This window comes from Herbaspirillum sp. DW155 (genome assembly GCF_037076565.1).
Lineage (GTDB): Bacteria > Pseudomonadota > Gammaproteobacteria > Burkholderiales > Burkholderiaceae_D > Herbaspirillum.
Window position 1 is genome coordinate 3440398 of the sequence record NZ_AP029028.1, and the last position, 25283, is coordinate 3465680.

At 60.8% G+C, this 25283-nt stretch carries 23 protein-coding genes; 6 read left to right on the forward strand and 17 right to left on the reverse strand.

The features are described 5' to 3' along the window. Nucleotides 1–3: 3 nt before the first annotated feature. The 4 genes from sdhA to AACH55_RS15610 form a co-directional block, all read right to left on the reverse strand. Nucleotides 4–1782, reverse strand: a complete 1779-nt coding sequence (gene sdhA / locus AACH55_RS15595) for a succinate dehydrogenase flavoprotein subunit (protein ID WP_338715564.1) — start codon at nt 1780–1782, stop codon at nt 4–6. 2 nt (nt 1783–1784) lie between these two features. Then, nucleotides 1785–2150, reverse strand: coding sequence for a succinate dehydrogenase, hydrophobic membrane anchor protein (gene sdhD, locus AACH55_RS15600; protein WP_338715566.1), 366 nt, complete (start codon nt 2148–2150; stop codon nt 1785–1787). Between the two features lie 2 nt (nt 2151–2152). Next, complete coding sequence (gene sdhC / locus AACH55_RS15605; RefSeq protein ID WP_338715568.1) at nt 2153–2563, reverse strand: succinate dehydrogenase, cytochrome b556 subunit; 411 nt, start codon at nt 2561–2563, stop codon at nt 2153–2155. A gap of 166 nt (nt 2564–2729) precedes the next feature. Next, nucleotides 2730–3515, reverse strand: a complete 786-nt coding sequence (locus AACH55_RS15610) for a GntR family transcriptional regulator (RefSeq protein ID WP_338720312.1) — start codon at nt 3513–3515, stop codon at nt 2730–2732. A 468-nt stretch (nt 3516–3983) separates the two neighbouring features. On the opposite strand from AACH55_RS15610, the gene AACH55_RS15615 reads away from it, so the two are divergent. From AACH55_RS15615 to AACH55_RS15640, 6 genes are all read left to right on the forward strand, one after another. Next, a complete protein-coding gene (locus AACH55_RS15615; RefSeq protein ID WP_338715569.1) occupies nt 3984–4973 on the forward strand; it encodes a malate dehydrogenase in 990 nt (329 codons plus the stop codon). Between the two features lie 101 nt (nt 4974–5074). Next, nucleotides 5075–6076, forward strand: coding sequence for an aldolase/citrate lyase family protein (locus AACH55_RS15620; protein WP_338715570.1), 1002 nt, complete (start codon nt 5075–5077; stop codon nt 6074–6076). 21 nt (nt 6077–6097) lie between these two features. Then, nucleotides 6098–6649 carry a hypothetical protein gene (locus AACH55_RS15625; protein WP_338715572.1) on the forward strand — a complete coding sequence of 184 codons (552 nt, stop codon included), beginning with the start codon at nt 6098–6100 and terminating at the stop codon, nt 6647–6649. Nucleotides 6650–6793: 144 nt separating this feature from the next. After that, nucleotides 6794–9505, forward strand: a complete 2712-nt coding sequence (gene acnA / locus AACH55_RS15630; RefSeq protein WP_338715573.1) for an aconitate hydratase AcnA — start codon at nt 6794–6796, stop codon at nt 9503–9505. Nucleotides 9506–9633: 128 nt separating this feature from the next. Then, the gene (locus AACH55_RS15635) at nt 9634–11100 is read left to right on the forward strand and encodes an IS1182 family transposase (protein ID WP_338714814.1); all 1467 of its coding nucleotides are present in this window, start codon (nt 9634–9636) and stop codon (nt 11098–11100) included. 170 nt (nt 11101–11270) lie between these two features. Then, nucleotides 11271–12518, forward strand: coding sequence for a DUF2863 family protein (locus AACH55_RS15640; protein WP_338715574.1), 1248 nt, complete (start codon nt 11271–11273; stop codon nt 12516–12518). Between the two features lie 267 nt (nt 12519–12785). Here the strand turns inward: AACH55_RS15640 and AACH55_RS15645 are convergent, their stop codons facing one another. The 13 genes from AACH55_RS15645 to AACH55_RS15705 all read right to left on the reverse strand — a co-directional run bounded on the left by AACH55_RS15645 (nt 12786) and on the right by AACH55_RS15705 (nt 25268). Further along, nucleotides 12786–13292, reverse strand: a complete 507-nt coding sequence (locus tag AACH55_RS15645) for a chemotaxis protein CheW (RefSeq protein ID WP_338715575.1) — start codon at nt 13290–13292, stop codon at nt 12786–12788. An 18-nt stretch (nt 13293–13310) separates the two neighbouring features. Continuing rightward, entirely contained in the window at nt 13311–15497 is a 2187-nt protein-coding gene (gene cheA / locus AACH55_RS15650; RefSeq protein ID WP_338715576.1) for a chemotaxis protein CheA, read from the reverse strand. 52 nt (nt 15498–15549) lie between these two features. Beyond that, on the reverse strand, nt 15550–15915 hold the full coding sequence (locus AACH55_RS15655) for a response regulator (RefSeq protein ID WP_338715577.1): 366 nt from the start codon (nt 15913–15915) through the stop codon (nt 15550–15552). Between the two features lie 128 nt (nt 15916–16043). Continuing rightward, complete coding sequence (locus tag AACH55_RS15660) at nt 16044–16598, reverse strand: chemotaxis protein (RefSeq protein ID WP_338715578.1); 555 nt, start codon at nt 16596–16598, stop codon at nt 16044–16046. Between the two features lie 85 nt (nt 16599–16683). Continuing rightward, entirely contained in the window at nt 16684–17622 is a 939-nt protein-coding gene (gene motB, locus AACH55_RS15665) for a flagellar motor protein MotB (protein ID WP_338715579.1), read from the reverse strand. Between the two features lie 58 nt (nt 17623–17680). Then, on the reverse strand, nt 17681–18541 hold the full coding sequence (gene motA / locus AACH55_RS15670) for a flagellar motor stator protein MotA (protein ID WP_338715580.1): 861 nt from the start codon (nt 18539–18541) through the stop codon (nt 17681–17683). A 200-nt stretch (nt 18542–18741) separates the two neighbouring features. Then, nucleotides 18742–19536, reverse strand: coding sequence for a class I SAM-dependent methyltransferase (locus tag AACH55_RS15675; protein WP_338715582.1), 795 nt, complete (start codon nt 19534–19536; stop codon nt 18742–18744). A gap of 77 nt (nt 19537–19613) precedes the next feature. Next, the gene (flhC, locus tag AACH55_RS15680; protein WP_338715584.1) at nt 19614–20228 is read right to left on the reverse strand and encodes a flagellar transcriptional regulator FlhC; all 615 of its coding nucleotides are present in this window, start codon (nt 20226–20228) and stop codon (nt 19614–19616) included. A 173-nt stretch (nt 20229–20401) separates the two neighbouring features. Next, on the reverse strand, nt 20402–20719 hold the full coding sequence (gene flhD / locus AACH55_RS15685) for a flagellar transcriptional regulator FlhD (protein WP_008329990.1): 318 nt from the start codon (nt 20717–20719) through the stop codon (nt 20402–20404). 651 nt (nt 20720–21370) lie between these two features. Beyond that, nucleotides 21371–22570: a cystathionine beta-lyase gene (locus AACH55_RS15690; RefSeq protein ID WP_338715587.1), complete on the reverse strand. Its 1200-nt coding sequence runs from the start codon at nt 22568–22570 to the stop codon at nt 21371–21373. Nucleotides 22571–22778: 208 nt separating this feature from the next. Next, complete coding sequence (locus AACH55_RS15695; RefSeq protein ID WP_338715588.1) at nt 22779–23207, reverse strand: hypothetical protein; 429 nt, start codon at nt 23205–23207, stop codon at nt 22779–22781. After that, a complete protein-coding gene (rimO, locus tag AACH55_RS15700; RefSeq protein ID WP_338715589.1) occupies nt 23207–24583 on the reverse strand; it encodes a 30S ribosomal protein S12 methylthiotransferase RimO in 1377 nt (458 codons plus the stop codon). Before rimO ends, AACH55_RS15695 begins: the two co-directional genes overlap by 1 nt. A gap of 163 nt (nt 24584–24746) precedes the next feature. After that, nucleotides 24747–25268, reverse strand: coding sequence for a hypothetical protein (locus AACH55_RS15705; protein ID WP_338715590.1), 522 nt, complete (start codon nt 25266–25268; stop codon nt 24747–24749). Nucleotides 25269–25283: the final 15 nt, after the last annotated feature.

Here is a 25283-nt window from a genome sequence, read left to right on the forward strand (position 1 = left end):
CTCTTAGAAAGTACGTGCTTTAGGTTTGAAAGTCTCGACGGTCAGCGGCTGCATGTTGACCGGCTTGTAGTCGAGACGATTCCCCTCGGAGAACCACAGCGTGTGCTTGAGCCAGTTCACGTCGTCGCGTTGCTCGTAGTCGCTGTGCGCGTGGGCGCCGCGCGATTCCTTGCGAGCTGCTGCCGAGGTGATGGTGGCCTTGGCCGTTTCGATCAGGTTGTCCAGCTCCAGCGCTTCCACGCGGGCGGTGTTGAAGACCTTGGACTTGTCCTTGAAGGAGACGTGCTTGCGGCGCTCGTCCAGCTCCATGATCTTCTTCTGGCCTTCCTGCAGCAGGGCGTCGGTACGGAACACGCCGCAGTACTTCTGCATGGTGGCACGAATGTCGTTGGCCACGTCCTGCACGCGCTCGGAACCGGTGCTGCTTTCCAGGTGCGCGATGCGTTCCAGCGAGCGGTCCAGGGCGCCGGCCGGGATCGGCTTGTGGCTCTGGTCCTGCAGGCGGGTGCCGACGATGTGGTTACCGGCAGCGCGGCCGAACACCACCAGGTCCAGCAGCGAGTTGGTACCCAGGCGGTTGGCGCCGTGCACCGAGACGCAGGCACATTCGCCGATGGCGTACATGCCCTGCACCACTTCCTTCATCGAACCGCCCTTGGGCGCGACCACCTGGCCGTGGATGTTGGTGGGGATACCACCCATCTGGTAGTGGATGGTCGGCACGACCGGGATCGGTTCCTTGGTCGCATCGACGTTGGCGAACTTGTGGGCGATTTCCAGAATCGAGGGCAGGCGCTTCTTGATGGTATCGGCACCGATGTGACGCAGATCCAGCAGCACGTGATCCTTGTGGGGACCGACGCCGCGGCCTTCCTTGATTTCCTGGTCCATCGAACGCGACACGAAGTCACGCGGGGCCAGATCCTTCAGGGTCGGCGCATAGCGCTCCATGAAGCGTTCGCCATTGCTGTTGATCAGGATGCCGCCTTCGCCGCGCACGCCTTCGGTGATCAGCACGCCCGCGCCGGCCACGCCGGTCGGGTGGAACTGCCAGAACTCCATGTCCTGCAGCGGCAGGCCGGCACGTGCGGCCATGCCCATGCCGTCGCCGGTGTTGATGAAGGCATTGGTCGATGCCGCCCAGATACGTCCTGCACCGCCGGTGGCGAACAGGGTGGTCTTGGCGTGCAGCATCATGATTTCGCCGGTTTCCATTTCCAGCGCCACCACGCCGAGGACATCGCCCTCTTCGTTGCGGATCAGGTCCAGCGCCATCCACTCCACGAAGAAGTGGGTCTTGGCGCGCACGTTGCGCTGGTACAGGGTGTGCAGCAGGGCGTGACCGGTACGGTCAGCCGCAGCACAGGCGCGCTGCACCGGCTTTTCACCCAGGTTGGCGGTGTGGCCGCCAAACGGACGCTGGTAGATGGTGCCATCCGGGTTGCGATCGAAGGGCATGCCAAAGTGTTCCAGCTCGTAGACGGCCTTCGGTGCCTCGCGGCACATGAATTCGATGGCATCCTGGTCGCCCAGGTAGTCCGAACCCTTGACGGTATCGAACATGTGCCAGTACCAGTTGTCTTCGGACATGTTGCCCAGCGAAGCGCCGATGCCGCCTTGGGCAGCCACGGTGTGCGAGCGGGTCGGGAAGACCTTGGACAGGACAGCGACATTCAGGCCAGCTTCGGCCAGCTGCAGCGAGGCACGCATGCCGGAGCCACCGGCGCCGACGATGACCGCATCAAAGCGGCGGGTAGTGATGGCGGATTTGATTGCAGCCACGATTAGTTTCTCCACAGAATCTGCGCGGCATAGCCAGCGCAACCGATCAGCCACACGATAGTGGCAACTTGCAGGACCAGGCGCAGGCCAACGAGCTTGACGTAGTCCATCAGCGCATCACGCACGCCGATCCAGGCGTGGAAGAACAGCGACATGAACACGGCAAAGGTGGCCACCTTGAACCATTGATGCGAGAACAGCGCTGCCCAGCCTTCGTAGCTGAAGTGGGTCGAGGTGAAGAAGCACACCAGCAGGATCACGGTGTAGACAGCCATCACGACGGCGGTGGCGCGTTGCGCCATCCAGTCACGCAGGCCATAGTGGGCGCCCACGACCAGGCGCTTGGGTCCGATGTTGTTATCAGCCATTTTCAGAATGCTCCGAACAGTTTCAGTGCGACCAGGACCATCAGCGTGATGCTGATCACCAGGACAGTTGCCGAGGACTTGCGTGCGCTGTCCTTGTCCAGACCAATGTGGTTATCCATGATCAGGTGGCGGATGCCGGCGCAGAAGTGGTGGAGATAGGCCCAGGACAGCGCCAGGATGACGAGCTTGACAAACCAGCCCGATGCCAGACCCTTGAGATAGGCGAAAGTACCTTCCGAGAGCAGGCTGCTGTCCAGCATGAACAGGATGAAAGGCAGCATCAGGAACAGGAACAGACCGCTGATGCGGTGCATGATCGAGACGATGGCAGCCAAAGGCATGCGGTAGCCGGCAATTTGGGTTAGGTGTATGTTACGAAATTGCGGCCGTTGTGGTTTAGCGGCTTCAGACATACAAGGTTCTCCTCAGTTTAAAACAATCATGCAATTTTCGCCGATTTTCGAAATCGCCATCAACTTTTATTGCGCTTCGCAGCAAGCCGAAAAGGCTTGACACCAGCCCTTCTCCGCTGGGCAGGCAGCCGCCGCCAGCACGCGACAATGACCGGTTCCGGTTTGCTCAGCTCAACTCGCTTTGGTAATGATGATTCGTCGTCAGGTACAGACCGCGCCGCATTTCCACCGGCTTGTCGCCATAGGTAAATGAAGCCCGCTCCACACTCAGCAACGGCGTTTGGGGCGCTACGCCCAGAAACTCTGCGGCATCCGGATCCGCCCCGACGGCACGGATGCGTTCTTCGGCACGGATCATGCGGGTGCCGAACTCGGACTCGAACAGGCCATACAGTGGCCCGCGGTACTCCACCAGACGCTCGGCCGTCAGGCCCTTGAAGATGGCGCCGGGCAGCCAGATGTCTTCGAGGATGATGGGAGTGCCATTGAAGGATTTTACCCGGCGAATGAAAATCACGGAGTCGCCCGACTTCATGTCGAGCTGACGGGCCACTTCGGCCGAGGCGCGTACGCGCTTGACTTCGATGATCTTGTTTTCGGGACGCTGCGGCTCGTCGCTGTCAGCCATCAGCCGCAGGAAACGGAACTGCGCCTGGGTCTCATGATGGGTGGCGACGAAGGTGCCCTTGCCCTGGCGGCGCACCACCAGGTTTTCAGCCGCCAGTTCATCGATGGCCTTGCGCACCGTGCCCTGGCTGACCTTGAACCGACTGCCCAGCTCCACTTCACTGGGGATCAGCTCGCCCGGCTTCCACTCGCCGGCTTCCAGGCGCTGCATGATGAGCGCCTTGATCTGCTGGTACAACGGACTGAAGGTGGGCGCCGGACTGGCAACGCCCGCCCCCGCGCCTTGCGCGTCGACGTTGTTTGAATTGGGCAGGATCGAGCTCATAACCTCGAATTTCACCACAAAACTCCTCACGGCGTCCAGCAAAAACTAGGCAATAATATGTCTTATATAAGACATAAGATATTGATTGACAGCAGTCTTTCGCAAGCCTACACTCGCGTGCAACCTGAAGACCCGCAAGGCAGGCTGGGTGCGATTTACAGCCCGGAAGACGCTAACGAGAATCACTCTCATCCAGACCCCTCCGGCGCGGCGATTTTCTGCAGGCAGAACGCAAGTTTGACAGGTTTTTGATTTGTCGGCAGGGGCCGGACCGAAAGCAACTGACTGGTTGCATTTTCGACGGTATCATGGCGGCCTAACAAGAATTCGAGGAAAACCGCGCATTTATCATGCGCACCCCTGAAGCAACCGCTACACGGCCCTGCCGCGCCTTGCGCGACGTGACCGCAACGTGCGCTTCGATGCAGTCTGAATGCTTTTTTTCATCACCTCTTTTGGAGATTCAACATGGCTAAAGCCCCCATGCGTGTTGCCGTCACCGGCGCCGCCGGTCAGATCGGTTACTCCCTGCTGTTCCGCATCGCCAACGGCGACCTGCTGGGCAAAGACCAGCCGGTCATCCTGCAACTGCTGGAAATCCCCGATGAGAAGGCACAGAAGGCGTTGAAGGGCGTCATCATGGAAATCGATGACTGTGCCTTCCCCCTGCTGGCTGGCGTGACCGCTCACAGCGATCCGATGACCGCCTTCAAGGATGCCGACATCGCCCTGCTGGTCGGTGCCCGTCCCCGTGGCCCCGGCATGGAGCGCAAGGACCTGCTGGAAGCCAACGCCCAGATCTTCACCGTGCAAGGCCGTGCACTGGACGCCGTGGCCTCGCGCAACGTCAAGGTGCTGGTGGTCGGCAACCCGGCCAACACCAACGCCTACATCGCCATGAAGTCGGCCCCGAACCTGCCGGCCAAGAACTTCACCGCGATGCTGCGCCTGGACCACAACCGCGCGCTGTCGCAAGTGGCTGCCAAGATCGGCAAGCCGGTCTCGGCCATCGAAAAACTGTGCGTGTGGGGCAACCACTCGCCGACCATGTACGCCGACTACCGCTTCGCTACCGCCGATGGCGTGTCGGTCAAGGACACCATCAACGATCAGGAATGGAACAAGAACGTGTTCCTGCCCACCGTCGGCAAGCGCGGCGCGGCCATCATCGAAGCCCGTGGCCTGTCCTCGGCCGCTTCGGCAGCCAACGCGGCCATCGACCACGTGCGTGACTGGGTGCTGGGCACCAACGGCAAGTGGACCACCATGGGCATCCCCTCCGACGGTTCCTACGGCATCCCCGAAGGCACCATGTTCGGCTTCCCGGTGACCACCGAAAACGGCGAGTACAAGATCGTCCAGGGTCTGGAGATCGATGAGTTCTCGCAAGAGCGCATCAACATCACGCTCAAGGAGCTGATGGAAGAGCGCGAAGGCGTCAAGCATCTGGTCGGCTGATTGACCAGGGCGCGGCAACCCACCAGGCTTGCCGCGCCTGCCGCCTTGCACCCGTGATACCGAACGTTTCGACAACCTCTACCCCGCTCTCATTCGCAGCAATGCATCCTTCCCAGGTCTTGTTCCCAGGTGCCCAGCAGCCGGTTTCGCTTCCGGTATGCGATCACTACGCCGGCTCCGAAAAGCTGATGCGCAAGTCGATGGCCCTGCAGCAGGAACTCGGTCCCTTGTTCGACATCACCTTCGACTGCGAAGATGGCGCTGCCGCCGGCAATGAAACCGCGCACGCCGAACTGGTCGCCTCGCTCATCGCCAGCCCTGCCAACGTCCACCGCCGCATCGGCGCGCGCGTGCATGACGTGGGCCATGCGCATTTCGAGCAGGACGTGGCCATCATCTGCGGCGCCGCTGCGCGCGAGCTGGCCTATGTGATGTTGCCCAAGCCCGAAGGCATCGATGACGTCCTGCGAGCCCTGGAGAGCATCAACCGTGCCGCGCGCGCCGCCGGTCGCAGCGACCTGCCGGTACAGGTACTCATCGAGACCCATGGCGCCCTGGCCGACGCCGCCAGGATCGCCGCCCTGCCCCAGGTGCAGTCGCTGTCCTTCGGGGTGATGGATTTTGTCTCGGCCCACTATGGCGCCATTCCCGGCAGCGCCATGCGCTCACCCGGACAATTCGACCATCCGCTTGTGCGTCGCGCCAAGCTGGAGATTGCCGCTGCCTGCCATGCGCACGGCAAGGTGCCCTCGCACAACGTGAGCACCGACATCAAGAATCCCGCCGCCGTGGCCGACGATGCACGCCGCGCGGCACAGGAGTTTGGCTATACCCGGATGTGGAGCATCCATCCGGACCAGATCGGCCCCATCGTGCAGGCCATGTCGCCGGCCACCGAAGAAGCCGAACTGGCGGCACAGATCTTGCTCAAGGCGCAGGCGGTGCAATGGGGCCCGATCCAGCATCTGGGCAACCTGCACGACCGCGCCAGCTATCGTTATTACTGGAGTATCCTGCAACGCGCGCACGCCACCGGCATTGCGCTGCCGCCGCAGACTGCAGCATGGTTCGCCTCCGGCGACTCCCCTTCAACCCAGCCGTAAAGATCGTTTCGACAGACGTATATGAAAAAGCACCTGAGCCTCCTCGCCCTGTTGGGCGCCCTGTTCGCCGTCGCCGGCATCGCCCCGGCACACGCCGACACCGACAGCACGCACGCCACCAAGAAAAAGCAGGTGGCCAAGAAGGCGCACACCAAGAAAGCCGCTGCAGCGGCTGCAGCAGCGCCCGCCGCCAAGATGCCGTTCTCCTCGGATGCCGAGGATGACGACAGCGAACCCGAACTGAGCGGTACCCAGTCCGCCGACTTCCAGTGCGAAATGGGCAACAAGCTGACCATCTGGAAGAACGATGCCGATGACAAGCACATCGCCATCCGCTGGAACAAGCGCATCCACCGCCTGACCCGCGTGGCCACCACCACCGGCGCCAACCGCTTCGAAAACCAAAAGATGGGCCTGGTCTGGATCGGCATCCCGGCCAAGGGACTGCTGCTGGATTCGAAGAAGGGGCAGCAACTGGCCAACGAATGCAAGAACGCCGACCAGATCAAGGCCGCTGCTGCCACCCCCGCAGCGCCAGCCTCGCCCCTGGCCGCCGCAGCGCACCAGAACTGAACCGGTCAGGCAGCATCTGCCGGTCCAGCAAGTTTGAGTAACAAAGAATCACAGAATCAGGCAGCACCCCGCAGTTCACCATTGCAGCGCAAACCGGATTCGACTAGCTAGCATCACTAAATTGCCAAATAAGGAGAAGAGGCCATGTCTCGCAACACATTGAACACCCTGAAGGAATTCAAGATTTCGGGTTCCAAGAAGGGCAAGTTCTACTCCCTGCCCGCCCTGCAAAAGTCGCTGGGCGTGAATATCTCGCGCCTGCCGGTGTCCATCCGCATCGTGCTGGAATCGGTGCTGCGCAACTGCGACGGCCAGAAGGTCACCGAAGAACACGTCAAGCAACTGGCCAACTGGGGCGCCAAGGCCGCCCGCGTGGATGAGATCCCCTTCGTGGTGGCCCGCGTGGTGCTGCAGGACTTCACCGGCGTGCCGCTGCTGGCCGACCTGGCCGCCATGCGCAACGTCGCCAGCAAGCTGGGCAAGAACCCCAAGAACATCGAACCGCTGGTCCCGGTGGACCTGGTGGTGGACCACTCGGTGCAGATCGACCACTTCCGCGAGAAGAAGGCCCTGGACCTGAACATGAAGCTGGAATTCTCGCGCAACAACGAGCGCTACCAGTTCATGAAGTGGGGCATGCAAGCCTTCGACACCTTCGGCGTGGTGCCCCCGGGCTTCGGCATCGTCCACCAGGTCAACCTGGAATACCTGGCACGCGGCGTGCACAACAAGAGCGGCGTCTACTACCCTGACACCCTGGTCGGCACCGACTCCCACACCACCATGATCAACGGCATCGGCGTGGTCGGCTGGGGCGTGGGCGGCATCGAAGCCGAAGCCGGCATGCTGGGCCAGCCGGTCTACTTCCTGACCCCGGACGTGGTGGGTGTGAACCTGACCGGCGCGCTGCGCGAAGGCGTCACCGCGACCGACCTGGTGCTGACCATCACCGAACTGCTGCGCCAGACCAAGGTCGTGGGCAAGTTCGTCGAATTCTTCGGTGAAGGTACCGAATCGCTGTCGCTGACCGACCGCGCCACCATCGCCAACATGGCGCCGGAATACGGCGCCACCATGGGCTTCTTCCCTGTCGACGACGCCACCATCGACTACTTCAAGGGTACCGGCCGCACCAAGGCCGAGATCGATGCCTTCGAAGCCTACTTCAAGGCCCAAGGCCTGTACGGCGTGCCCAAGGCCGGCCAGATCGACTACACCCAGGAAGTCTCGCTGGACCTGGGCACCGTGGCGCCGTCGCTGGCGGGTCCGAAGCGTCCGCAAGACCGCATCGAGATCGGCAACGTCAAGTCCACCTTCTCGGAACTCTTCACCAAGCCGACCGCAGAAAACGGCTTCAACAAGAAGGCCGAAGACCTGACCGCCTCCTACAAGAACGCCGACGGCGTGGAGCTGCACAACGGTGACGTGCTGATCGCTGCCATCACCTCCTGCACCAACACCTCCAACCCGAGCGTGCTGCTGGCTGCCGGCCTGCTGGCCAAGAAGGCCGTGGAAGCCGGCCTGAAGGTCGCTCCGCACATCAAGACCTCGCTGGCTCCCGGCTCGCGCGTGGTGACCAAGTACCTGGAAGCGGCAGGCCTCTTGCCGTACCTGGAAAAGCTGGGCTTTGGCGTGACCGCCTACGGTTGCACCACTTGCATCGGCAACGCCGGCGACCTGACCCCGGCCATGAACGAAGCCATCGTCAAGAACGACGTGGTGGCCGCCGCCGTGCTGTCGGGCAACCGCAACTTCGAAGCCCGTATCCACCCGAACATCCGCGCCAACTTCCTGGCTTCGCCCCCGCTGGTGGTGGCCTACGCCATCGCCGGCAACGTCACCCGTGACCTGATGACCGAACCGGTCGGCAAGGGCAAGGGTGGCAAGAACATCTACCTGGGCGACATCTGGCCGACCTCGCAAGAGATCGAGAAGCTGCTGAAGTTCGCCATGAACGCCAAGACCTTCAAGGAAAACTACGCCGATGTGAAGGGCGCTCCCGGCAAGCTGTGGGAAGCCATCAAGGGCGTGGCCAAGGGCGAAGTCTACAACTGGCCCAGCTCGACCTACATCGCCGAGCCGCCGTTCTTCGAGAACTTCAGCGAAGAACCCAAGGCTGCTGCCACCGGCATCAGCGGCGCCCGCGCCCTGGGCGTGTTCGGCGACTCGATCACCACCGACCACATCTCCCCGGCCGGTTCCATCAAGGAATCCAGCCCGGCCGGCAAGTGGCTGCAAGCCAATGGCGTGCTGAAGGCGGACTTCAACTCCTACGGCTCGCGCCGCGGCAACCACGAGATCATGATGCGCGGCACCTTCGCCAACGTGCGGATCAAGAACCTGATGATCCCGGCCAAGGAAGACGGCTCGCGCGTGGAAGGCGGCATCACCATTCACCAGCCTTCCGGTGAAGAAATGTCGATCTACGACGCCGCCATGAAGTACGTGGCCGAAGGCACCCCGACCATGGTCTTCGGTGGCGAAGAGTACGGTACCGGCTCTTCCCGTGACTGGGCAGCCAAGGGCACCCAGCTGCTGGGCGTGAAGGCCGTGATCGCACGTTCCTTCGAGCGTATCCACCGTTCCAACCTGGTCGGCATGGGCGTGCTGCCGCTGCAGTTCCTGGGCAACGACAGCGTGCAGTCGCTGGGCATCACCGGTGAAGAAAGCTTCGACCTGAAGGGCCTGGAAGGCGAAATCAAGCCGCAACAGGAAGCCACCCTGGTGATCCACCGCAAGAACGGCCAGACCCAGGAAGTCAAGCTGCTGCTGCGTATCGATACCCCGATCGAAGTGGACTACTACAAGCATGGCGGCATCCTGCCGTTCGTGCTGCGTCAGCTGCTGGCAGCCTGAGCAGTGGGCCGGCGGCGCCGCCTTCCAAGGCAGCGTCGCCTGTAGCAATAAAAAACGCCGGACATGTCCGGCGTTCAGATTGATGACAAAGCCCTGGCGAGAGCCAAGGCTTTGTTGTTTAATCGGTCATGCTCAAAAAACCGACAGCCGCCCAGCACGAGTTAGAGATGGTGACCATCGAGATGCTCGTGCCCAAGGACCACCTGCTGCGCAAGATCGACGCGGCGGTGGATTTCGAGTTCATCCGCGAGAAGGTGGCGCATCTGTATTGCGCCGACAATGGCCGCCCGGCACTGGACCCGGTGGTACTCTTCAAGCTCTTGTTCATCGGCTACCTCTTCGGTATCCGCAGCGAGCGCCAGCTCATCCGCGAGGTCCAGGTCAACGTGGCCTATCGCTGGTTTGCCGGATTCCGTCTGACCGACAAGGTGCCGGACTCCTCCACCTTCTCCCAGAACCGGCGCCGCCGCTTCATTGATACCACCGTCTATCAAGACATCTTCGACGAGATCGTGCGCCAGGCCATTGGACGCGGCATGGTCGATGGCCGTGTGCTCTACAGCGACAGCACCCACCTCAAGGCCAACGCCAACAAGAACAAGTTCGACTACGTTCAAGTTGCCCAGACACCCTCGGCCTATCTGGCCGAACTGGATGCGGCTGTGGATATCGACCGTGCCGAGCATGGCAAGAAGCCGCTCAAACGTGACGATGATGATGAGCCGCCCACCAAAGAGATCAAGGTTAGTCGCACCGATCCCGAGAGCGGCTACATGGTGCGCGACGACAAGCCCAAGGGCTTCTTCTACCTGGATCACCGCACCGTCGATGCCAAGCATTGCATCATTACCGATACCCATGTCACGCCCGCCTCAGTCCATGACAGTCAACCTTATCTGGCACGCCTGGATCGTCAGCGCCAGACGTTCGGATTTGATGTACAGGCCGTTGGCCTGGATGCTGGCTATTTCACACCGGCCGTCTGCCAGGGACTGGAGAATCGCGAGATCAGCGGCGTGATGGGCTACCGCACACCCAACCACAAGCCGGGGACATTCTTTAAACGGGCGTATGAGTACGATGCCTACCGTGACGAATACATCTGCCCGCAGGGCCAGTCCTTGCACTACAGCACCACCAATCGGCAGGGGTATCGGGAATACAAATCCAAGCCTGAACAATGCCGGGGCTGCAAGGTACGCGAGCAATGCACCAATAGCGCCAATGCGGTCAAGGTGGTGACGCGCCATGTGTGGGAGCGTTCCAAGGAGAAGGTGGATGATCGGCGTCGTACCGAATGGGGCAAGCGCATCTATGCCCGACGCAAGGAAACGGTAGAACGCAGCTTCGCCGACGCCAAGCAATTGCACGGACATCGCTATGCCCGCATGCGCGGCTTGCGCAAGGTCGCCGAGCAGTGCTTGTTGGCGGCGGCGGCCCAGAACATGAAGAAGATTGCCCTGCTGGTGGCGCGCTTGCGCGCGCTTTTACCGGGCTTGAACGCCTATGCCAGCGTACAAAAGTGGCTACAGAGAAAAATGAGCGCATTGCTTGGCTTCTGCGCCATCGACCATCTGCAAATTACCTGCGCCTGAAAAACAAAACCCCGTGTTCGAAAACACGGGGTTCGTCATCAACCTGAACGCCGGACATGTCCGGCGTTTTTTATTGCCCCTTGGAGCGGTGCAGCCGCTGCCGCGGCTGACAGCCCTGTCAAATCAACTACAATAGGCGGTTTCGTTCCCACAGATTACAGATAGCCCACATGCGTCGTCCTGCAAAACGTTCCTCCTCCAAGCTTTCTGCCGACAGCCAGCATCTGGTGACTTTTGCGCAAGCCATCGCGCAGGCCTCCAGCCGGCTCGAAGAGCGCGCCTGGCTCAAGCCTCTGGACGCCCTGCTCAACAAGCTGCTGCGGGCCGGCCAGCAGGGCCTGATCGATGCCGCGCTGGATCACCTTTTCAAAGCCGACCTGGATGCCTATGACATCCTGATCGAAGCCGTCGAGGCTGGCAGCGAAGCCACCTCGCTGGAACACCAAGGCCAGGACTACGACGTGCAGCTGCTGGTCCTGCCGGTACTGGCGTGGACCCGCTTTGCCATCGCCTCCGGCCCCATCGGCAGCGAATTGCTCACCGCCATCGGCGCCCATCTGCACGCCCATGTCCTGGCCAAGGATGCACGCCTGGCGCTGGCGCCGGCCCTGTTCTCCATCGAACAACTGCCGCGCATGCACGCCGATGTCTTCGCCCTGACCCGCCAGATGGGCCAGACCGCCCTGAAGACCGGTCCGGTGCAGCTGCGCGGCGAACAGCCGCCCACCGCCGCCTTCCTGGCCGATACCCGCTACGTGATCGCGGCCGTGGTGGTCCCGGCTGGCGGCGCCCTCTTCCACTGGCAGGAAAGCGACCAGCAGAGCCACTTCTCGGCCAGAAAAGCCGCCGCCTTCGAAGCCTGGACCCAACAGGCTACCCCGCTCTTCACCCGCCTCTTGCCCGGCTGCAGCGTGGAACTGCTGCTGCCGCAAGCGTATTTCTTCGGTTGCCGGGAAGCCGACAAGCGCATCCGCCCGGCCTCCATCCGCGCCGCCGACTACTTCCTGACCCAGACGCTGGACATCTCCTCCTCCGAGCTGCACGCCAGCATCGGCGGCTTCTCCGAAGACATCAATGGCCAGATCGATGAATACCGCATCGGTTTTTCCATCGGCGGCGATCCGACCGTGGTCTACGGCACCGTCTGGCCCTTGTACGAACAGGAAAGCGGCGAAGAGCTGCCCATGATGATTCCGGCCGGTGCCGGCTTGCTGGAAGGCCTGCCGGCCAGTCCGCTGCAGCAGATCCTGACCGTGCTGCGCGAGTGCGGCATCGTGCATATCAAGCATCATGCAGAACGCTTCACCATGGAGTTCTGCGATGACTGCGGCGCGCCCCTCTTCCCGGACCGCGAGGGTGAACTGGTCCACGCGGAAATGCCCGAAGATACGCCTCCTCCGGTCGAGCACTTCCACTGAGAAGTGAAGCAATGCGCGGCCTGAAGGGAGGAGCCGCCGGCCGGGCCGCACAAAGCTTCATATGCGCAAAAAGGCGCGCGCCGCCCGCCCGCAGAGACAAACCCGGCGCCAATAAAAAAGGCATCCACCACACGGCGGATGCCTTTTTCTCTTCTGTATCGGGCTATCCTGCCCGCTTTTCCAGCGCGACCGGATGGCCCATGAACGCCAGATCCGGATGCGTCTCCTCCGGATTGCTCGCAGTCCTGCCTGAAGAGCCTCAGTGGCTCAGGCGGCCAGCTTTTCGATCAGGCCCATTTCGGCGCTGGACATCAGCTTGTCGATATCCACCAGGATCAGCATGCGCTGTTCCAGGGTACCCAGACCGATCAGGTAGTCGGAATCGAAGGTGGTCCCCATCTCCGGAGCCGGCTTGATCTGTTCCTGGGTCAGGGTGATCACGTCGGAAACGCTGTCGACCACCATGCCCACGACGCGACCGCCGATGTTGAGGATGATGACCACGGTGAACTGGTCATAGGTCGGCTCGCCCAGCTGGAACTTGATGCGCATGTCCACGATGGGGACGATGATGCCGCGCAGGTTCACCACACCCTTGATGAAGTCAGGCGAATTGGCGATACGGGTGACGGCTTCGTAGCCGCGGATTTCTTGCACCTTCAGAATATCGATGCCGTATTCTTCCTTACCCAGGGTGAAGGCAAGAAATTCGTTTCCGTTGCTGTCGGTCTTTTCGCCGAAGCCGGAAAGATTCTTGGTTGCATTGTCAGACATGTTGAGGCCCTTTAAAAATCAGGAAAATACAGATTCGTCATTCAATTGGCGGCTGGATCGCAGCAAGGCTGCCACATCGACAATCAGGGCGACGCCGCCGTCGCCCAGAATGGTAGCACCGGAAATGCCGGCGACCTTCCGGTAATTGGATTCCAGATTCTTGACAACGATCTGTTGTTGTCCAATCAGGTCATCCACGAAAAGTGCCGCTTTTTTCCCATCTGACTCCAGAATCACCACCAATCCTTGCGAGGGATCGGTAAATGAAGGTTCGATGTTGAAAATATGGTAAAGCGGAATCAGCGGCAGATATTCGCCGCGAACGCGCAGCACCTGGCCCTGACCGGAGATTTCCTTGATATCTTGCGACAAAGGCTGCAAAGATTCAACCACATATCCTAGCGGCAATATGTAAACTTCTTCACCTATCCGGATCGACATGCCATCCAGGATCGCCAGGGTCAGCGGCAGCGAGATCGAAATCGTGGTGCCAAAGCCCTTGCTGGAGCGGATATCCACCGCGCCGCCCATGGCCAGGATGTTGCGTTTGACCACATCCATGCCCACGCCACGGCCCGAGACATCGGTGACCTGCTCGGCGGTGGAGAAGCCGGGCTCGAAAATCAGTTGCCAGACTTCGGCGTCGGAGAGGCTGTCGGTCACCGGCATGCCTTGCTGCTTGGCCTTGGCCAGGATCTTTTCGCGGTTCAGGCCGCCACCGTCGTCGGTGACCTCGATGATGATGTTGCCGCCCTGGTGCTCGGCCGACAGCGACAGCACGCCGGCTTCGCCCTTGCCGGCGGCACGCCGGGCTTCGGGCAGTTCGATACCGTGGTCGATGCTGTTGCGCACCAGGTGGGTAAGCGGATCGACGATGCGCTCGATCAGGCCCTTGTCCAACTCGGTGGCCGCGCCGTGGGTGACGAACTCGACCTGCTTGCCCAGCTTGTGCGCCAGATCGCGCACCATGCGCGGGAAGCGCGAGAAGACGTAATCCATCGGCATCATCCGGATCGACATCACCGACTCCTGCAGATCCCGGGTATTGCGGCTCAACTGGCTCACGCTGTTGAGCAGGTGTTCATGGTGCATGGGGTCGAGCTTGCCGACGCGCTGCTCGATCATGGCCTGGGTGATGACCAGTTCACCGACCAGGTTGATGAGCTGGTCGACCTTCTCGATGCTGACCCGGATCGAGGACGATTCCGGACCGCTGCCGCCCTTGGCAGCCTTCTTTTCGCCGCCGTGATCGCCATGCAGATGGCCGTCGTCATGATGGCCGTTGCCATTGCCATTGCCACTGCCATTACCACCGCCATGAGCGGCAGCCTGCGCCTCACCCTCGCTCTTCCTGGCACTGATGTCCAGCGGCACGAAGGGGGCGAAGAAGCCGTAGCCCTGCTCGCGCTCCTTGTCTTCGATGGCGGTATGGTTGTCGAAGAAACCGTAACCCTGGGTGCGCTCGCGCTCTTCCTGGGTGACGAAATTGTCGAAGAAGCCGTAGCCGCGTTCTTCCTCGCTGCCCGGAGCCGGATCGACCGCTTGCGAAACCTTCAGGTCGGCGACATCGACGATGAAGGCACAGATGGCGACGACATCATCAATCGGCTCGGCCGTATCGAGGATGAAAATCCACTTCCCTTCGGGCGACCTGGACTTCTCCAGCTTGCCCAGCATGGCCAGTTCCTCGGCCAGGGCTTCGGCATCCTTGTCGCTGATCTCCGGCATGTCCAGCCGGTAGCGGCGCTGACCATCCGGTCCGACCACCGCAGCGGCCGGGGCAGCCGCCTCGGCCTTGGGCGCAGCCGCCGAACTCTTGCCCTGCGACAGGGCCTCCAGCAGCATGCGCACATCACCCACGGCGTCCTGGTCCACCTCGGCGCCGTGCTTGTGCCCGTCCAGCATGGACTTGAGCACATCCTTGGCGGCCAGGAAGGCATCCACGTGTTCCGAGGTCAGCTTCATCTGGCCCTGGCGGATACGATCCAGCAGCGACTCCAGGACGTGGGTGACCTCAGCAATATCGGTCAGGCCGAAGGTGGACGAACCACCCTTGATCGAATGCGCGGCGCGAAACACCGCATTGAGGTCTTCCGGATCGGGAGACGCCACATTGACGGCCAACAACAGCTTTTCCATTTCCGCGAGCCCTTCCTCGGCCTCGTCGAAAAAGACCTGGAAAAACTGGCTCATATCAATGCTCATGCCTGGGCTCCATGCTGGATGCTGTACGTGTCTTTTTATTATTACGGCAAGGTCAGCCGATTACCTTGCGCACCACCTCGGTCAGGCGCTGCGGATCAAACGGCTTGACCAGCCAGCCATTGGCACCGGCGGCCTTGCCCTTGGCCTTCATCTCGTCGCTGAACTCGGTGGTCAGCATCAGGATGGGCACGCGGGCGTAGCTGCTCAGTTCGCGCAGGGAGCGGATCAGGGTCAGGCCGTCCATGCGCGGCATGTTCTGATCGGTCAGCACCAGGTCGAAGGTATGCGTCTTGGCCTTTTCCAGCGCGTCCACCCCATCGACCGCCTCGGTCACGTTGTAACCTGCAGCTTTCAGACTGAATACCACCATCTGACGCAGTGACCCGGAATCATCTACTGCGAGAATCGTTTTGGACATCGTTACTCCCTGTTTCTTCAATAAGGCTCATGCGCGTATGCATTATGCCGCACCATTGGTATCCGACCTAACGCCCAGTCTGACCGGAATGACCTAGTTCAATCTTGTACCACTCTGCCCGCCACCGCCTAGAACAACTCGATATCGCCGCTTTCCATGCGGGTCTGGCGCACCGCCTTCCACAGACCCGAATCGAGCACCGTCAGGCGTTCTTCCATGGCCTGCACGGTACTGGCCAGCAGTTCCTTCAACTCTTCATCGGTCTGCCCCTGCTCGGGCACGATCTCGAAGCTGTTGGCACTCAGCACCCCCAGCGCTTCGCGCAGGCCGATCACGCGGCGCACGATACGCTCCAGCAACTGGCTAGTCATGTCCTGGAACTGCAGGCCGGTCACGGCCGCATTGACGTGGTGACTGACTTCCCCCTGCGTGGACTTGAGCTGCTCGATGCTGTCGCTGTCGAACTGGCCTGTGCCATTCATCAGGCTTTCCAGAATGGTCTGCTGCATCTGTACCGAACGATGCAGCTCCATGAAGCTGTTACCCAGCTTGCCAATGGCTTCCCCCAACAGGATGTTGGTCTGGACCAGGTCCGACTCCACTTCCGTCAATTGGCGGCTGCCGCCGCTGGCAGTATCGAGCAACAAGCGCTTGAGCTCCTGCAGCATGGTCTTGGTCGGCATATCCGGCTCTCTTCCCCTGTTCAATTGGAACACTTCTGCTTCATTGACACGCCCCGCGCAACTGCGCAGGTCGCCCACCCCTCTATCAATTCTTGGCCGGCGTACTCAGCCCCTGCTGCACATCTTCATCGGTGGCGTCGGTGGGCACATTGAGCGAGCCACTATCCTTTTCCACCAGTTCTTCGGCCTTCTTGTTCATGACGATGATGCTGATGCGGCGGTTGATCGGGTTGAACGGATCTTCCTTGTCCAGCAACACCGCCGAGGACAAGCCCACCACGCGCAGCACCTTTGATTCATCCATGCCGCCGGTAATCAGTTCGCGCCGCGACGCATTGGCGCGGTCGGCCGACAGTTCCCAGTTGCTGTAACCCTTCTCACCCCGCGAATACGGCGTCGCATCGGTGTGGCCCGACAGGCTGATCTTGTTGGGCACATCGTTGAGGGTGCGTCCGATCTCATGCAGGATTTCCTTGGTATAGGGCTGCAACTGGGCACTGGCCAGGGCAAACATGGGACGGTTCTTCTCGTCCACGATCTGGATGCGCAGGCCTTCCGAGGTGATGTCGATCAACAGCTGGTTCTTGAACTGCTTGAGCGTCGGATTGGAATCGATGGCCTTTTCGATGCGCGCCTTCAACTCTTCCAGCCGGCTGCGTTCGGCCCGCTCCAGCTCCTGCTGCGCCTGCTTCAAACTCTGCTTGCGCGCCGTGATATCGGTTTCGCCCTTGCGCAACTGGCCATCCTGGCGGGTCAGGTCCTTGCCGCCCCCGGGCAGCACCGTGTTGGCGTCGCCACTGCCGGAACCGCCGGCCATGGCCACCTTCAGCGGCGTCTTGAAGTATTCGGCGATACCGTTCAGATCACCCTTGGCCGTAGAACCCAGCAGCCACATCAGCAGGAAGAACGCCATCATCGCAGTCACGAAGTCGGCGTACGCGATCTTCCAGGCGCCACCGTGGTGACCCCCGCCGCCCTTCTTGATCCGCTTTACGATAATGGGACGTAGCCCTTCGTCGGCCATGCCTGTGCTCCTGCTTCAATACTGCTGTCTGTGTGAATCGCGCTGCATCCTGTACCGCTTACTTGCTCTTGGCCTGCTTGACGTGCTCTTCCAGCTCGAGGAAGGTCGGACGTTCGGTCGAGAACAGGACCTTGCGGCCGAATTCGATCGACAGCGCCGGTGCGTAGCCATTGAGGCTCGCCAGCAGCGTCACCTTCACGCACTGGTAGATCTTGGTCGATTCGTGCAGCTTCTGTTCCAGCAAGCTGGAGAGCGGCCCCACAAAACCGTAGGCCAGCAGAATACCGAGGAAGGTACCGACCAGCGCGTGCGCGATCAGCATGCCCAGCTCGGAAGGCGGAATCCCCACCGATTCCATCGTGTGCACCACCCCCATCACCGCCGCCACGATACCGAAGGCCGGCATGCCGTCGCCCAGCTTGGCGATGCAGTGCACCGGAATCTCGCCCTCGTGGTGATGGGTCTCGATTTCGTTGTCCATCAGGTTTTCGATCTGGAAGGCATCCATGTTGCCCGACACCATCAGACGCAGGTAGTCGGTCATGAACTCGATCAGGTGATGGTCCGCCAGCACACCAGGGTACTTGCTGAAGATGGGGCTGCTCTCCGGCTCTTCGATGTCGCCTTCAATCGACATCAAACCCTCTTTACGAGACTTCGTAAGGATTTCGAACAGCAGCGCCATCAGCTCCATGTACAGCGCCTTGGTATAGGTGCTGCCCTTGAAGACGGTGGGCAAGGCTTTCAGGGTGGCCTTGATGGCCTTGTTGTTGTTACCGACCAGGAATGCGCCCCCGGCGGCACCACCGATCATGAGCAGTTCGATAGGCTGGAACAGCGCCCCGAGGTGCCCCCCCGCCATGGCAAAGCCGCCAAAGACGGACGCCATGACCACGATATATCCAATGATGACTAACAAGTGCCTACTCCCGTCCCTGTGGCGTTGAGTGTATTTTCACGTTCATCAGATTACAGGTATTCCAGTCGAGCAAATGGGGGAATACATATCCGAAAAACGCCCTTCCTTTTCGATTTACGGCTGAATTCACGCAAACTTGATACGTCACGTCTCGCCGCCCCTCTACAAGGCAATTTCACCTCTCGCCCTTTACAACTTCTTCACATGTACCACCCGTGCAGCACCCTGCCTCCCTGGGGTGGCCGGACCACGACATCAGGCGTGGCCCCCGGGATATGAAACTCGTAACTCAGAAGCAGCGTGCCCGGCTTCATTTCGGCCCGTGCCTTCTGCCACAGCGCCACCATCGCCGCCGGTGACAGATAGGCGAACACGACATCGTAGTCGCCGAAATCGAGCAGCAGATAATCGCCCCGCACGAAGCGGCAGCGGTTGCCCGCCAGCGCGGCCCGCACGCGGCTGATCAGCCACGGCAAGGGAGCGATCTCGATACCGGTGAAGGCGCTCTCCGGCCGGCGCCGCGAGAGGTCCAGCACGGCGCCCCCGAGGCCACTGCCGATGTCCATGAAGCGGATCGGCCGTCCTTGCGGCAGCAAGCCGGCCACCGCATCCCAGGCGCTCTGGCCCGAAGGATAGAACGGCACCTGGCTGCGGAAGGTCGACCAGAACAACACCAGCAGGAACAAGAACACCGCCAGGAACACCCACGACGGCAGGTGCAGCTGCCCCACCGCCAGTGCGGCCACCGGAAACACCAGCAGGATCAGCCACCACCACACTGCCATGCGGCGCAGGCGCGCCAGCAGCGCGGCGAGCACGCCATGCAGCAGCGAAGTCTGGAGGGGGGAAAGAGGAGCAAGACCGGCGCGCTGGCCCAACACATCCAGCACATTGGCGCCGACCAGGCCCAGCACGAACAGCAGCAGGGCCTGGATCGCCGGCGCCTGCCGCAGAGGCCTGCGCGGTACACCGGCGTGGTTCTGATCTTCGGACATCGAGGCTATCGGCCTTGTTCTTGTGGTTGACCGACCCGGCCCATTAACGCATCAATACGACCGCCCAGGCAGCCTGCTCAGGCCACCGCAGCCAGCACGGGCACGGCTGCCACGGACGCCGCTGCCGGCAGCGGCATGGCCGCTTCGACCAGACCCATGACCACGGCATCCTTGGCCTTCTTGGTCTTGCCGGCACGCGAAGGCATGTGGCACAGGCCGCACAGGTAATCCTGATGCAGGTCCAGACGATGCACCACGAAGTGGCCGCCACACTTGCAGCACGGCGTGGTCATGAGCATCTTGCTTTCGAAGAAGCGCACCAGCGTCCAGGCCCGGGTCAGGGAAAGGACCGGCTCACCGGCGTCGTTGTAGCCGACCTGCTCCAGATAGAGCTTGTAGGCCTTCATGACTGCTTCGATGCCGCTGATGCGCGCATGCTCCACCAGATAGCGGTGGATGTTGATGAACAGCGAAGAATGAATGTTGGGCTGCCAGGTGATGAACCAGTCCGTCGAGAACGGCAGCATGCCCTTGGGCGGCGAAACCCCCTTCAATTCCTTGTACAGCTTCAACAGCCGCTCGCGCGACAGCGAAGTTTCCGATTCCAGCAACTGGAGGCGCGCCCCCAGGTTGATCAATTCAATGGCCAACTGAATTTCCTGCGCTTCTGTGACAACGCTCTTCTTAGCCATGGTGCTACCCCCCGGTGATTTCGTAGTAAAACTGCCTGACCCCAGTCCGCAGGCCCCAGGCGGGCGGACTCTCAGACATGATTCAAGACACAAACTGATGACTGCTTAGAACGAACTCCCCTCCGGCGCGTTGACTTCCCCTGAACACGCCGGCCCTGCTTTGTCTTGTTGTTTTACGAAATTTGTTCGCTGGGCTGACAGGCCATCAGGATGGCGGCGTGCGACTGCGCCAGGCTTTTGTCCTTGTTGTAGTTGGTCAGCATGCCGAGGATGGCGCCGTCGTCGAAACGGAAGCGGGTCAACATCATGTTGGTTGCCGCCAGTTTCATGATCTGCACGTTGGACAGGCCTTCGATCAGATCGGCGATCTCGGCGCTGATGCCCAGACGGAAGATTGCGGTCGGTTTGTCCGAACGGATCATTTGCTGCGCCAGCATGAGATAGCTCAGGTTGGCATCGCGGATCTCCGCCATCATGTCGTTGGTATTCATTGGCACCCCACCTCGGTAAGAACTTCCTACAGGCTCACGCGGCCGGAGGCCACATCGAGCTGCTTACAATCGCTTACATTTACTTGACTGCAAGCCAATTCTGAGGGGGGCAGGACAGGCGGGAAATTAGACTTGATCGGTATTTTTCGACCGAAAACAGCCTGTATCAGCTGTAGGAGTTTGTCTTACACCACGGCAAGACAGCGGGGAAGTTTTTGCTGCTATGCACAGAAGAGCCAGTATTCTTGCGACTTTCCGCGCCAATCAGGAATTTCCTGATCAAAAGGTTTCTTGCCTGAAATGAAGGAACAAAGTTGTCACAAGAGAAACAAAAAATTTTGTAAATCTTGGGGCTTTTCACCCTCGTTGTTGCTCAAGGACGACTAGCTCATCAAGATTTATCACGATATCGCCGCGTTTAACTGTAGTTTCCTTTTGCCGGCGGCCACAGAAAACTTGCAGATATTTACGCCGCTTGATGAATTTTGCGCAACATCTTCACATTTCCGTTCAGCCAGCTTTCAGGCGTATCAAGAATCGCTAGCATTCTATGACCCGTCGCGCTGTCTCAAAACGCTGAACAGACGAGGCATTTACCTTTATTCAATTTCTTGTCGGCAAACTGAGCCTTGGAAATGGACGGCTCCCGGCTTACAGGCGACGCAATGCCTGCGCGATATCGGCAATCAGGTCTTCCGGGGCTTCCAGGCCGATGTTGAAGCGCACCAGGATGCCTTCGCGCTGCCACTGGTGGCGCATGCCCTGCATGCGGTAAGGCACACACAGGCTGTGCGCCCCACCCCAGCTGTAGCCGATCTTGAAGATCTGCAGGCTGTCGACGAAACGGTCGGTCTGCTCTTCGCTGTAACGGGCATCGAAGATCACCGAGAACAAGCCCCCTGCCCCGGTGAAATCGCGCTTCCAGTGGGCATGGCCGGGGCAATCCTCGAAGGCCGGATGCAGCACTGCGGCAATTTCCGGGCGTTGCTTGAGCCAGGCCGCGACCTTGCGGGCCGCCGCATCGTGCGCCTCGAAACGCAGGCGCATCGAGGACAGGCTGCGCAGGACCAGATAGACGTCATCCATGCCCACGCCAAAGCCCAGGCGCATGTGCGCCAGTTCCAGTTTCTCGTTGAGTGCCTGGTCGCGCACGATGACCGCGCCCATCAGCACGTCCGAGCCGCCCGACTGGTACTTGGTGACGGCCTGCATGACGATATCCACGCCATGCTCGAAGGCCTTGAAGGCCAGGCCGGCCGACCAGGTATTGTCGATGGCCACCAGCACGCCCCGGGCGTGCGCGGCACGGCACAGGGCCGGGATGTCGGGCACTTCCATCGATACCGAACCCGGCGCTTCGGTCCAGACCAGGCGTGTATTGGGCTGGATCAGTTCGGCCAGGCCTGCTTCACCGATCATCGGATCGTAGAAGCGTGCACTGATCTGGAAATCGCGCTCCAGCCAGCGTCCCAGGTCCTTGCTGGGACCGTAGACGTTATCGGGCAACAGCACGTCGTCGCCGCTCTTGAGAAAAGCGAAATTGACCATGGCGATGGCCGCCAGGCCGCTGGGGGTCACGCGACAATAGGTGCCGCCCTCAATCTCGGCCAGCCGGGCTTCCAGCACGAAGCTGGTCGGGGTGCCGTGCAGGCCATAGGTATAGCCGAGTTTTTCCCGCCAGTCGCGCGAACGCATGGCCGCCACATTCGGAAACAGCACGGTGGAAGCGTGATGGATGCCCACCGGGAAGGCTTCAAAGCCGTCCGGGGCGCGGTAGCTGCTGTGGACCAGTGCGGTCTGGGGATCGAGCGGAAGGGAGGATGCGGGGGGCGTTGCTTTGGAATCGGACACGGATCTGCCTCTGGAAACGATGGCGCCCCAGGAGGCGGGGCGCAAAAGCCTCACTATACGCGCAGCTTGTTCACATCGAAAGCGACAGGAGTAGCCGGACAGCCTCCAGTACTGGAGGCCATGTCAGAACAGAGTGAACTGAGCTTCATATCGCTTGTTTAGCGGCTCTGTTTAGCGCCTCTGTCCAGCACCACGACACGGCAGGCAATCAGGGCAGTTGCAAGGTAAAGGGCTTGCTGACGCTGCCGTCGGCATTGGACCAGGTGCCGATAATGGACTGCCCCTCGCGATGCCCTTCCCATTGGCCAGACACGTCCTTGCCGTTGAGCGACTCTTCCATGAGGAAATCGTCCTTGTCGACCTCGCCGGCCACCAGGATTTCGGACGCACCGCCGAAGAAGAAGTAGCGCCCTTCCAGGCCATCTTCATTCTTCTTGGGCTGCAGCGAGAGCTGGATCTCGCGCCCGTCGATCTGGCCGCGCAGCACCAGGGCGTGCGTCATCAGGGTCTGCTGCAGCGAGCCTTGCGGGGCGTTGGCGGCGGGACCGGAAGACGCAGCCTGTGCCGGCACGAGCACGGTAGCGCTGTACAGCACCAGCGCAGCCGCCAGCAGGCCGCGCATCATCCTGGCGCGCATCACTCAGCCGCGCCCCACAGATCGTGGGCGTCGGCGGCGGTGATGCGCACGTCGACGAACTGGCCGACTTCCAGCTTGCGGTGCGGCTCGAAAGGCGGCTTGACGTAGACCACGCCATCGATCTCGGGCGCATCCGAATAGGTGCGGCCGGTGCCGCCATTGCGGTCCACTTCATCGATGAGCACGCGCAGGGTCTTGCCGACCTTGGCCTGCAGGCGCTTTTTGGAGATTTCTTCCTGCAGCTGCATGACGCGGCCACGGCGTTCTTCGCGCACTTCTTCGGGCACCGGGTTGGCGATCTCGTTGGCGGTCGCACCTTCCACCGGGGAATAGGCGAAGCAGCCCAGGCGGTCGATCTCGGCTTCCTTCAGGAAGTCCAGCAGGTACTCGAACTCGGCCTCGGTCTCGCCGGGGAAGCCGGCGATGAAGGTGGAGCGGATCGTGATGTCCGGGCACAGGGCGCGCCAGGCCTGGATGCGCTCGATGTTCTTCTCGCCATTGGCGGGACGCTTCATGCGCTTGAGCACGTCCGGATGGGCGTGCTGCAGCGGCACGTCCAGATACGGCAGGATCTTGCCTTCGGCCATCAGCGGGATGATCTGGTCCACATGCGGATACGGATACACATAGTGCAGGCGCACCCAGGCGCCGTACTGCTGGGCCAGTTCGCCCAAGGCCCCGACCAGCTGGGTCATGTGGGTCTTGATCGGCTTGCCGTTCCAGAAACCGGTACGGAACTTCACATCCACGCCATAGGCGCTGGTGTCCTGCGAGATCACCAGCAATTCCTTCACACCGGCCTTGAAGAGGTTCTCGGCCTCCAGCATGACATCGGCGATAGGACGCGACACCAGGTCGCCGCGCATGGACGGGATGATGCAGAAGCTGCAGCGATGGTTGCAGCCTTCCGAAATCTTCAGATAGGCAAAATGCTTGGGGGTAAGCTTGACGCCCTGCGGCGGCACCAGGTCGATGAAGGGGGCATGCGGCTTGGGCAGGTGCTTGTGCACGGCCTGCATGACTTCGCCCACGGCGTGCGGACCGGTCACTTCCAAGACCTTGGGGTGAATCTTCTGGATGATGTCTTCGCCCTCGGCATCCTTCTTGGCGCCCAGACAGCCGGTGACGATGACCTTGCCGTTTTCGTTCAGGGCTTCGCCGATGGCGTCCAGCGACTCCTGCACGGCGGCATCGATGAAGCCGCAGGTATTGACGATCACCAGATCGGCGCCGTCATAGGACTTGGCGGTATCGTAGCCTTCGGCGCGCAACTGCGTCAGGATCTGTTCGGAATCGACCAGCGCCTTGGGGCAGCCGAGGGAGACGAAGCCGACCTTGGGCAGGACCGGGGTGGCGGGAGAAGACGGGTTGGACATGGCAGAAGGCTCAGTGAGACGGGCCGAAAACGGCCGGACGTACGGGAAAAAGCGGGAAATGCTTTAAAAATCAGGGCGCTATTGTACATCGTCCGCTGGCTGCCGCTGTTTTTTGCCTGCTTCAGGTCCGGCTCGACAGCTATGGAGGCAGTTTTAGCCCACTTCAATTGGCAAGAGGAAGCCGTGCTTTAATCCAATCTAGTCTAGTCGGCGGAATTGGGATTGAGTGAAGTGCCTGACTAGCGGACTTGTCGTAGTAGAGGATGACATTGTCACCATATTCAAGCTCTTTTTCGGAGCCATCATTCCAATAAAAAGTGAAATAGCGCAGCGCCTGAAGGGTTCCTGCCTGATCGAAGATTTGCAATCTGACCTGACGACCATCCCCCCAAAAGAAATTCGTACTGCACATGCTGATTCTGTATTGGCGCCCGTTGAACTCTTTGACACCGCCATTCAGCAATTTTGTGTAATAGTCGCAAGCGCCATATGAGGTGTCATGCCAGAGCGAAATCAGGCAAACCAATCCATATGACGTAGCCGCGCCGCAGAGGATGACACAAGATCGTTGTCTGAATTTCCGTTTTTCCTTGAATATCCAGTACAGCAACCAAGCGACCAAGACGACTAATAGTACGTAGCCGACCCATTTTTGAACAAGTGAGAACAGAAATAAAATTCTCACTCCGATTTCATTGGG

What these genes read in the sequence shown, in the direction of transcription:
- sdhC (WP_338715568.1), bottom strand. Translation starts at nt 2,563, where the DNA reads ATGTCTGAAGCCGCTAAACCACAACGGCCGCAATTTCGTAACATACAC.
- rimO (WP_338715589.1), bottom strand. Translation starts at nt 24,583, where the DNA reads ATGTCCAACCCGTCTTCTCCCGCCACCCCGGTCCTGCCCAAGGTCGGC.
- flhD (WP_008329990.1), bottom strand. Translation starts at nt 20,719, where the DNA reads ATGAATACCAACGACATGATGGCGGAGATCCGCGATGCCAACCTGAGC.
- AACH55_RS15620 (WP_338715570.1), top strand. Translation starts at nt 5,075, where the DNA reads ATGCATCCTTCCCAGGTCTTGTTCCCAGGTGCCCAGCAGCCGGTTTCG.
- AACH55_RS15610 (WP_338720312.1), bottom strand. Translation starts at nt 3,515, where the DNA reads ATGAGCTCGATCCTGCCCAATTCAAACAACGTCGACGCGCAAGGCGCG.
- acnA (WP_338715573.1), top strand. Translation starts at nt 6,794, where the DNA reads ATGTCTCGCAACACATTGAACACCCTGAAGGAATTCAAGATTTCGGGT.
- AACH55_RS15655 (WP_338715577.1), bottom strand. Translation starts at nt 15,915, where the DNA reads ATGTCCAAAACGATTCTCGCAGTAGATGATTCCGGGTCACTGCGTCAG.
- sdhD (WP_338715566.1), bottom strand. Translation starts at nt 2,150, where the DNA reads ATGGCTGATAACAACATCGGACCCAAGCGCCTGGTCGTGGGCGCCCAC.
- AACH55_RS15635 (WP_338714814.1), top strand. Translation starts at nt 9,634, where the DNA reads ATGCTCAAAAAACCGACAGCCGCCCAGCACGAGTTAGAGATGGTGACC.
- AACH55_RS15645 (WP_338715575.1), bottom strand. Translation starts at nt 13,292, where the DNA reads ATGTCTGACAATGCAACCAAGAATCTTTCCGGCTTCGGCGAAAAGACC.
- flhC (WP_338715584.1), bottom strand. Translation starts at nt 20,228, where the DNA reads ATGGCTAAGAAGAGCGTTGTCACAGAAGCGCAGGAAATTCAGTTGGCC.
- AACH55_RS15640 (WP_338715574.1), top strand. Translation starts at nt 11,271, where the DNA reads ATGCGTCGTCCTGCAAAACGTTCCTCCTCCAAGCTTTCTGCCGACAGC.
- AACH55_RS15625 (WP_338715572.1), top strand. Translation starts at nt 6,098, where the DNA reads ATGAAAAAGCACCTGAGCCTCCTCGCCCTGTTGGGCGCCCTGTTCGCC.
- motB (WP_338715579.1), bottom strand. Translation starts at nt 17,622, where the DNA reads ATGGCCGACGAAGGGCTACGTCCCATTATCGTAAAGCGGATCAAGAAG.
- cheA (WP_338715576.1), bottom strand. Translation starts at nt 15,497, where the DNA reads ATGAGCATTGATATGAGCCAGTTTTTCCAGGTCTTTTTCGACGAGGCC.
- AACH55_RS15615 (WP_338715569.1), top strand. Translation starts at nt 3,984, where the DNA reads ATGGCTAAAGCCCCCATGCGTGTTGCCGTCACCGGCGCCGCCGGTCAG.
- AACH55_RS15675 (WP_338715582.1), bottom strand. Translation starts at nt 19,536, where the DNA reads ATGTCCGAAGATCAGAACCACGCCGGTGTACCGCGCAGGCCTCTGCGG.
- AACH55_RS15660 (WP_338715578.1), bottom strand. Translation starts at nt 16,598, where the DNA reads ATGCCGACCAAGACCATGCTGCAGGAGCTCAAGCGCTTGTTGCTCGAT.
- AACH55_RS15695 (WP_338715588.1), bottom strand. Translation starts at nt 23,207, where the DNA reads ATGCGCGCCAGGATGATGCGCGGCCTGCTGGCGGCTGCGCTGGTGCTG.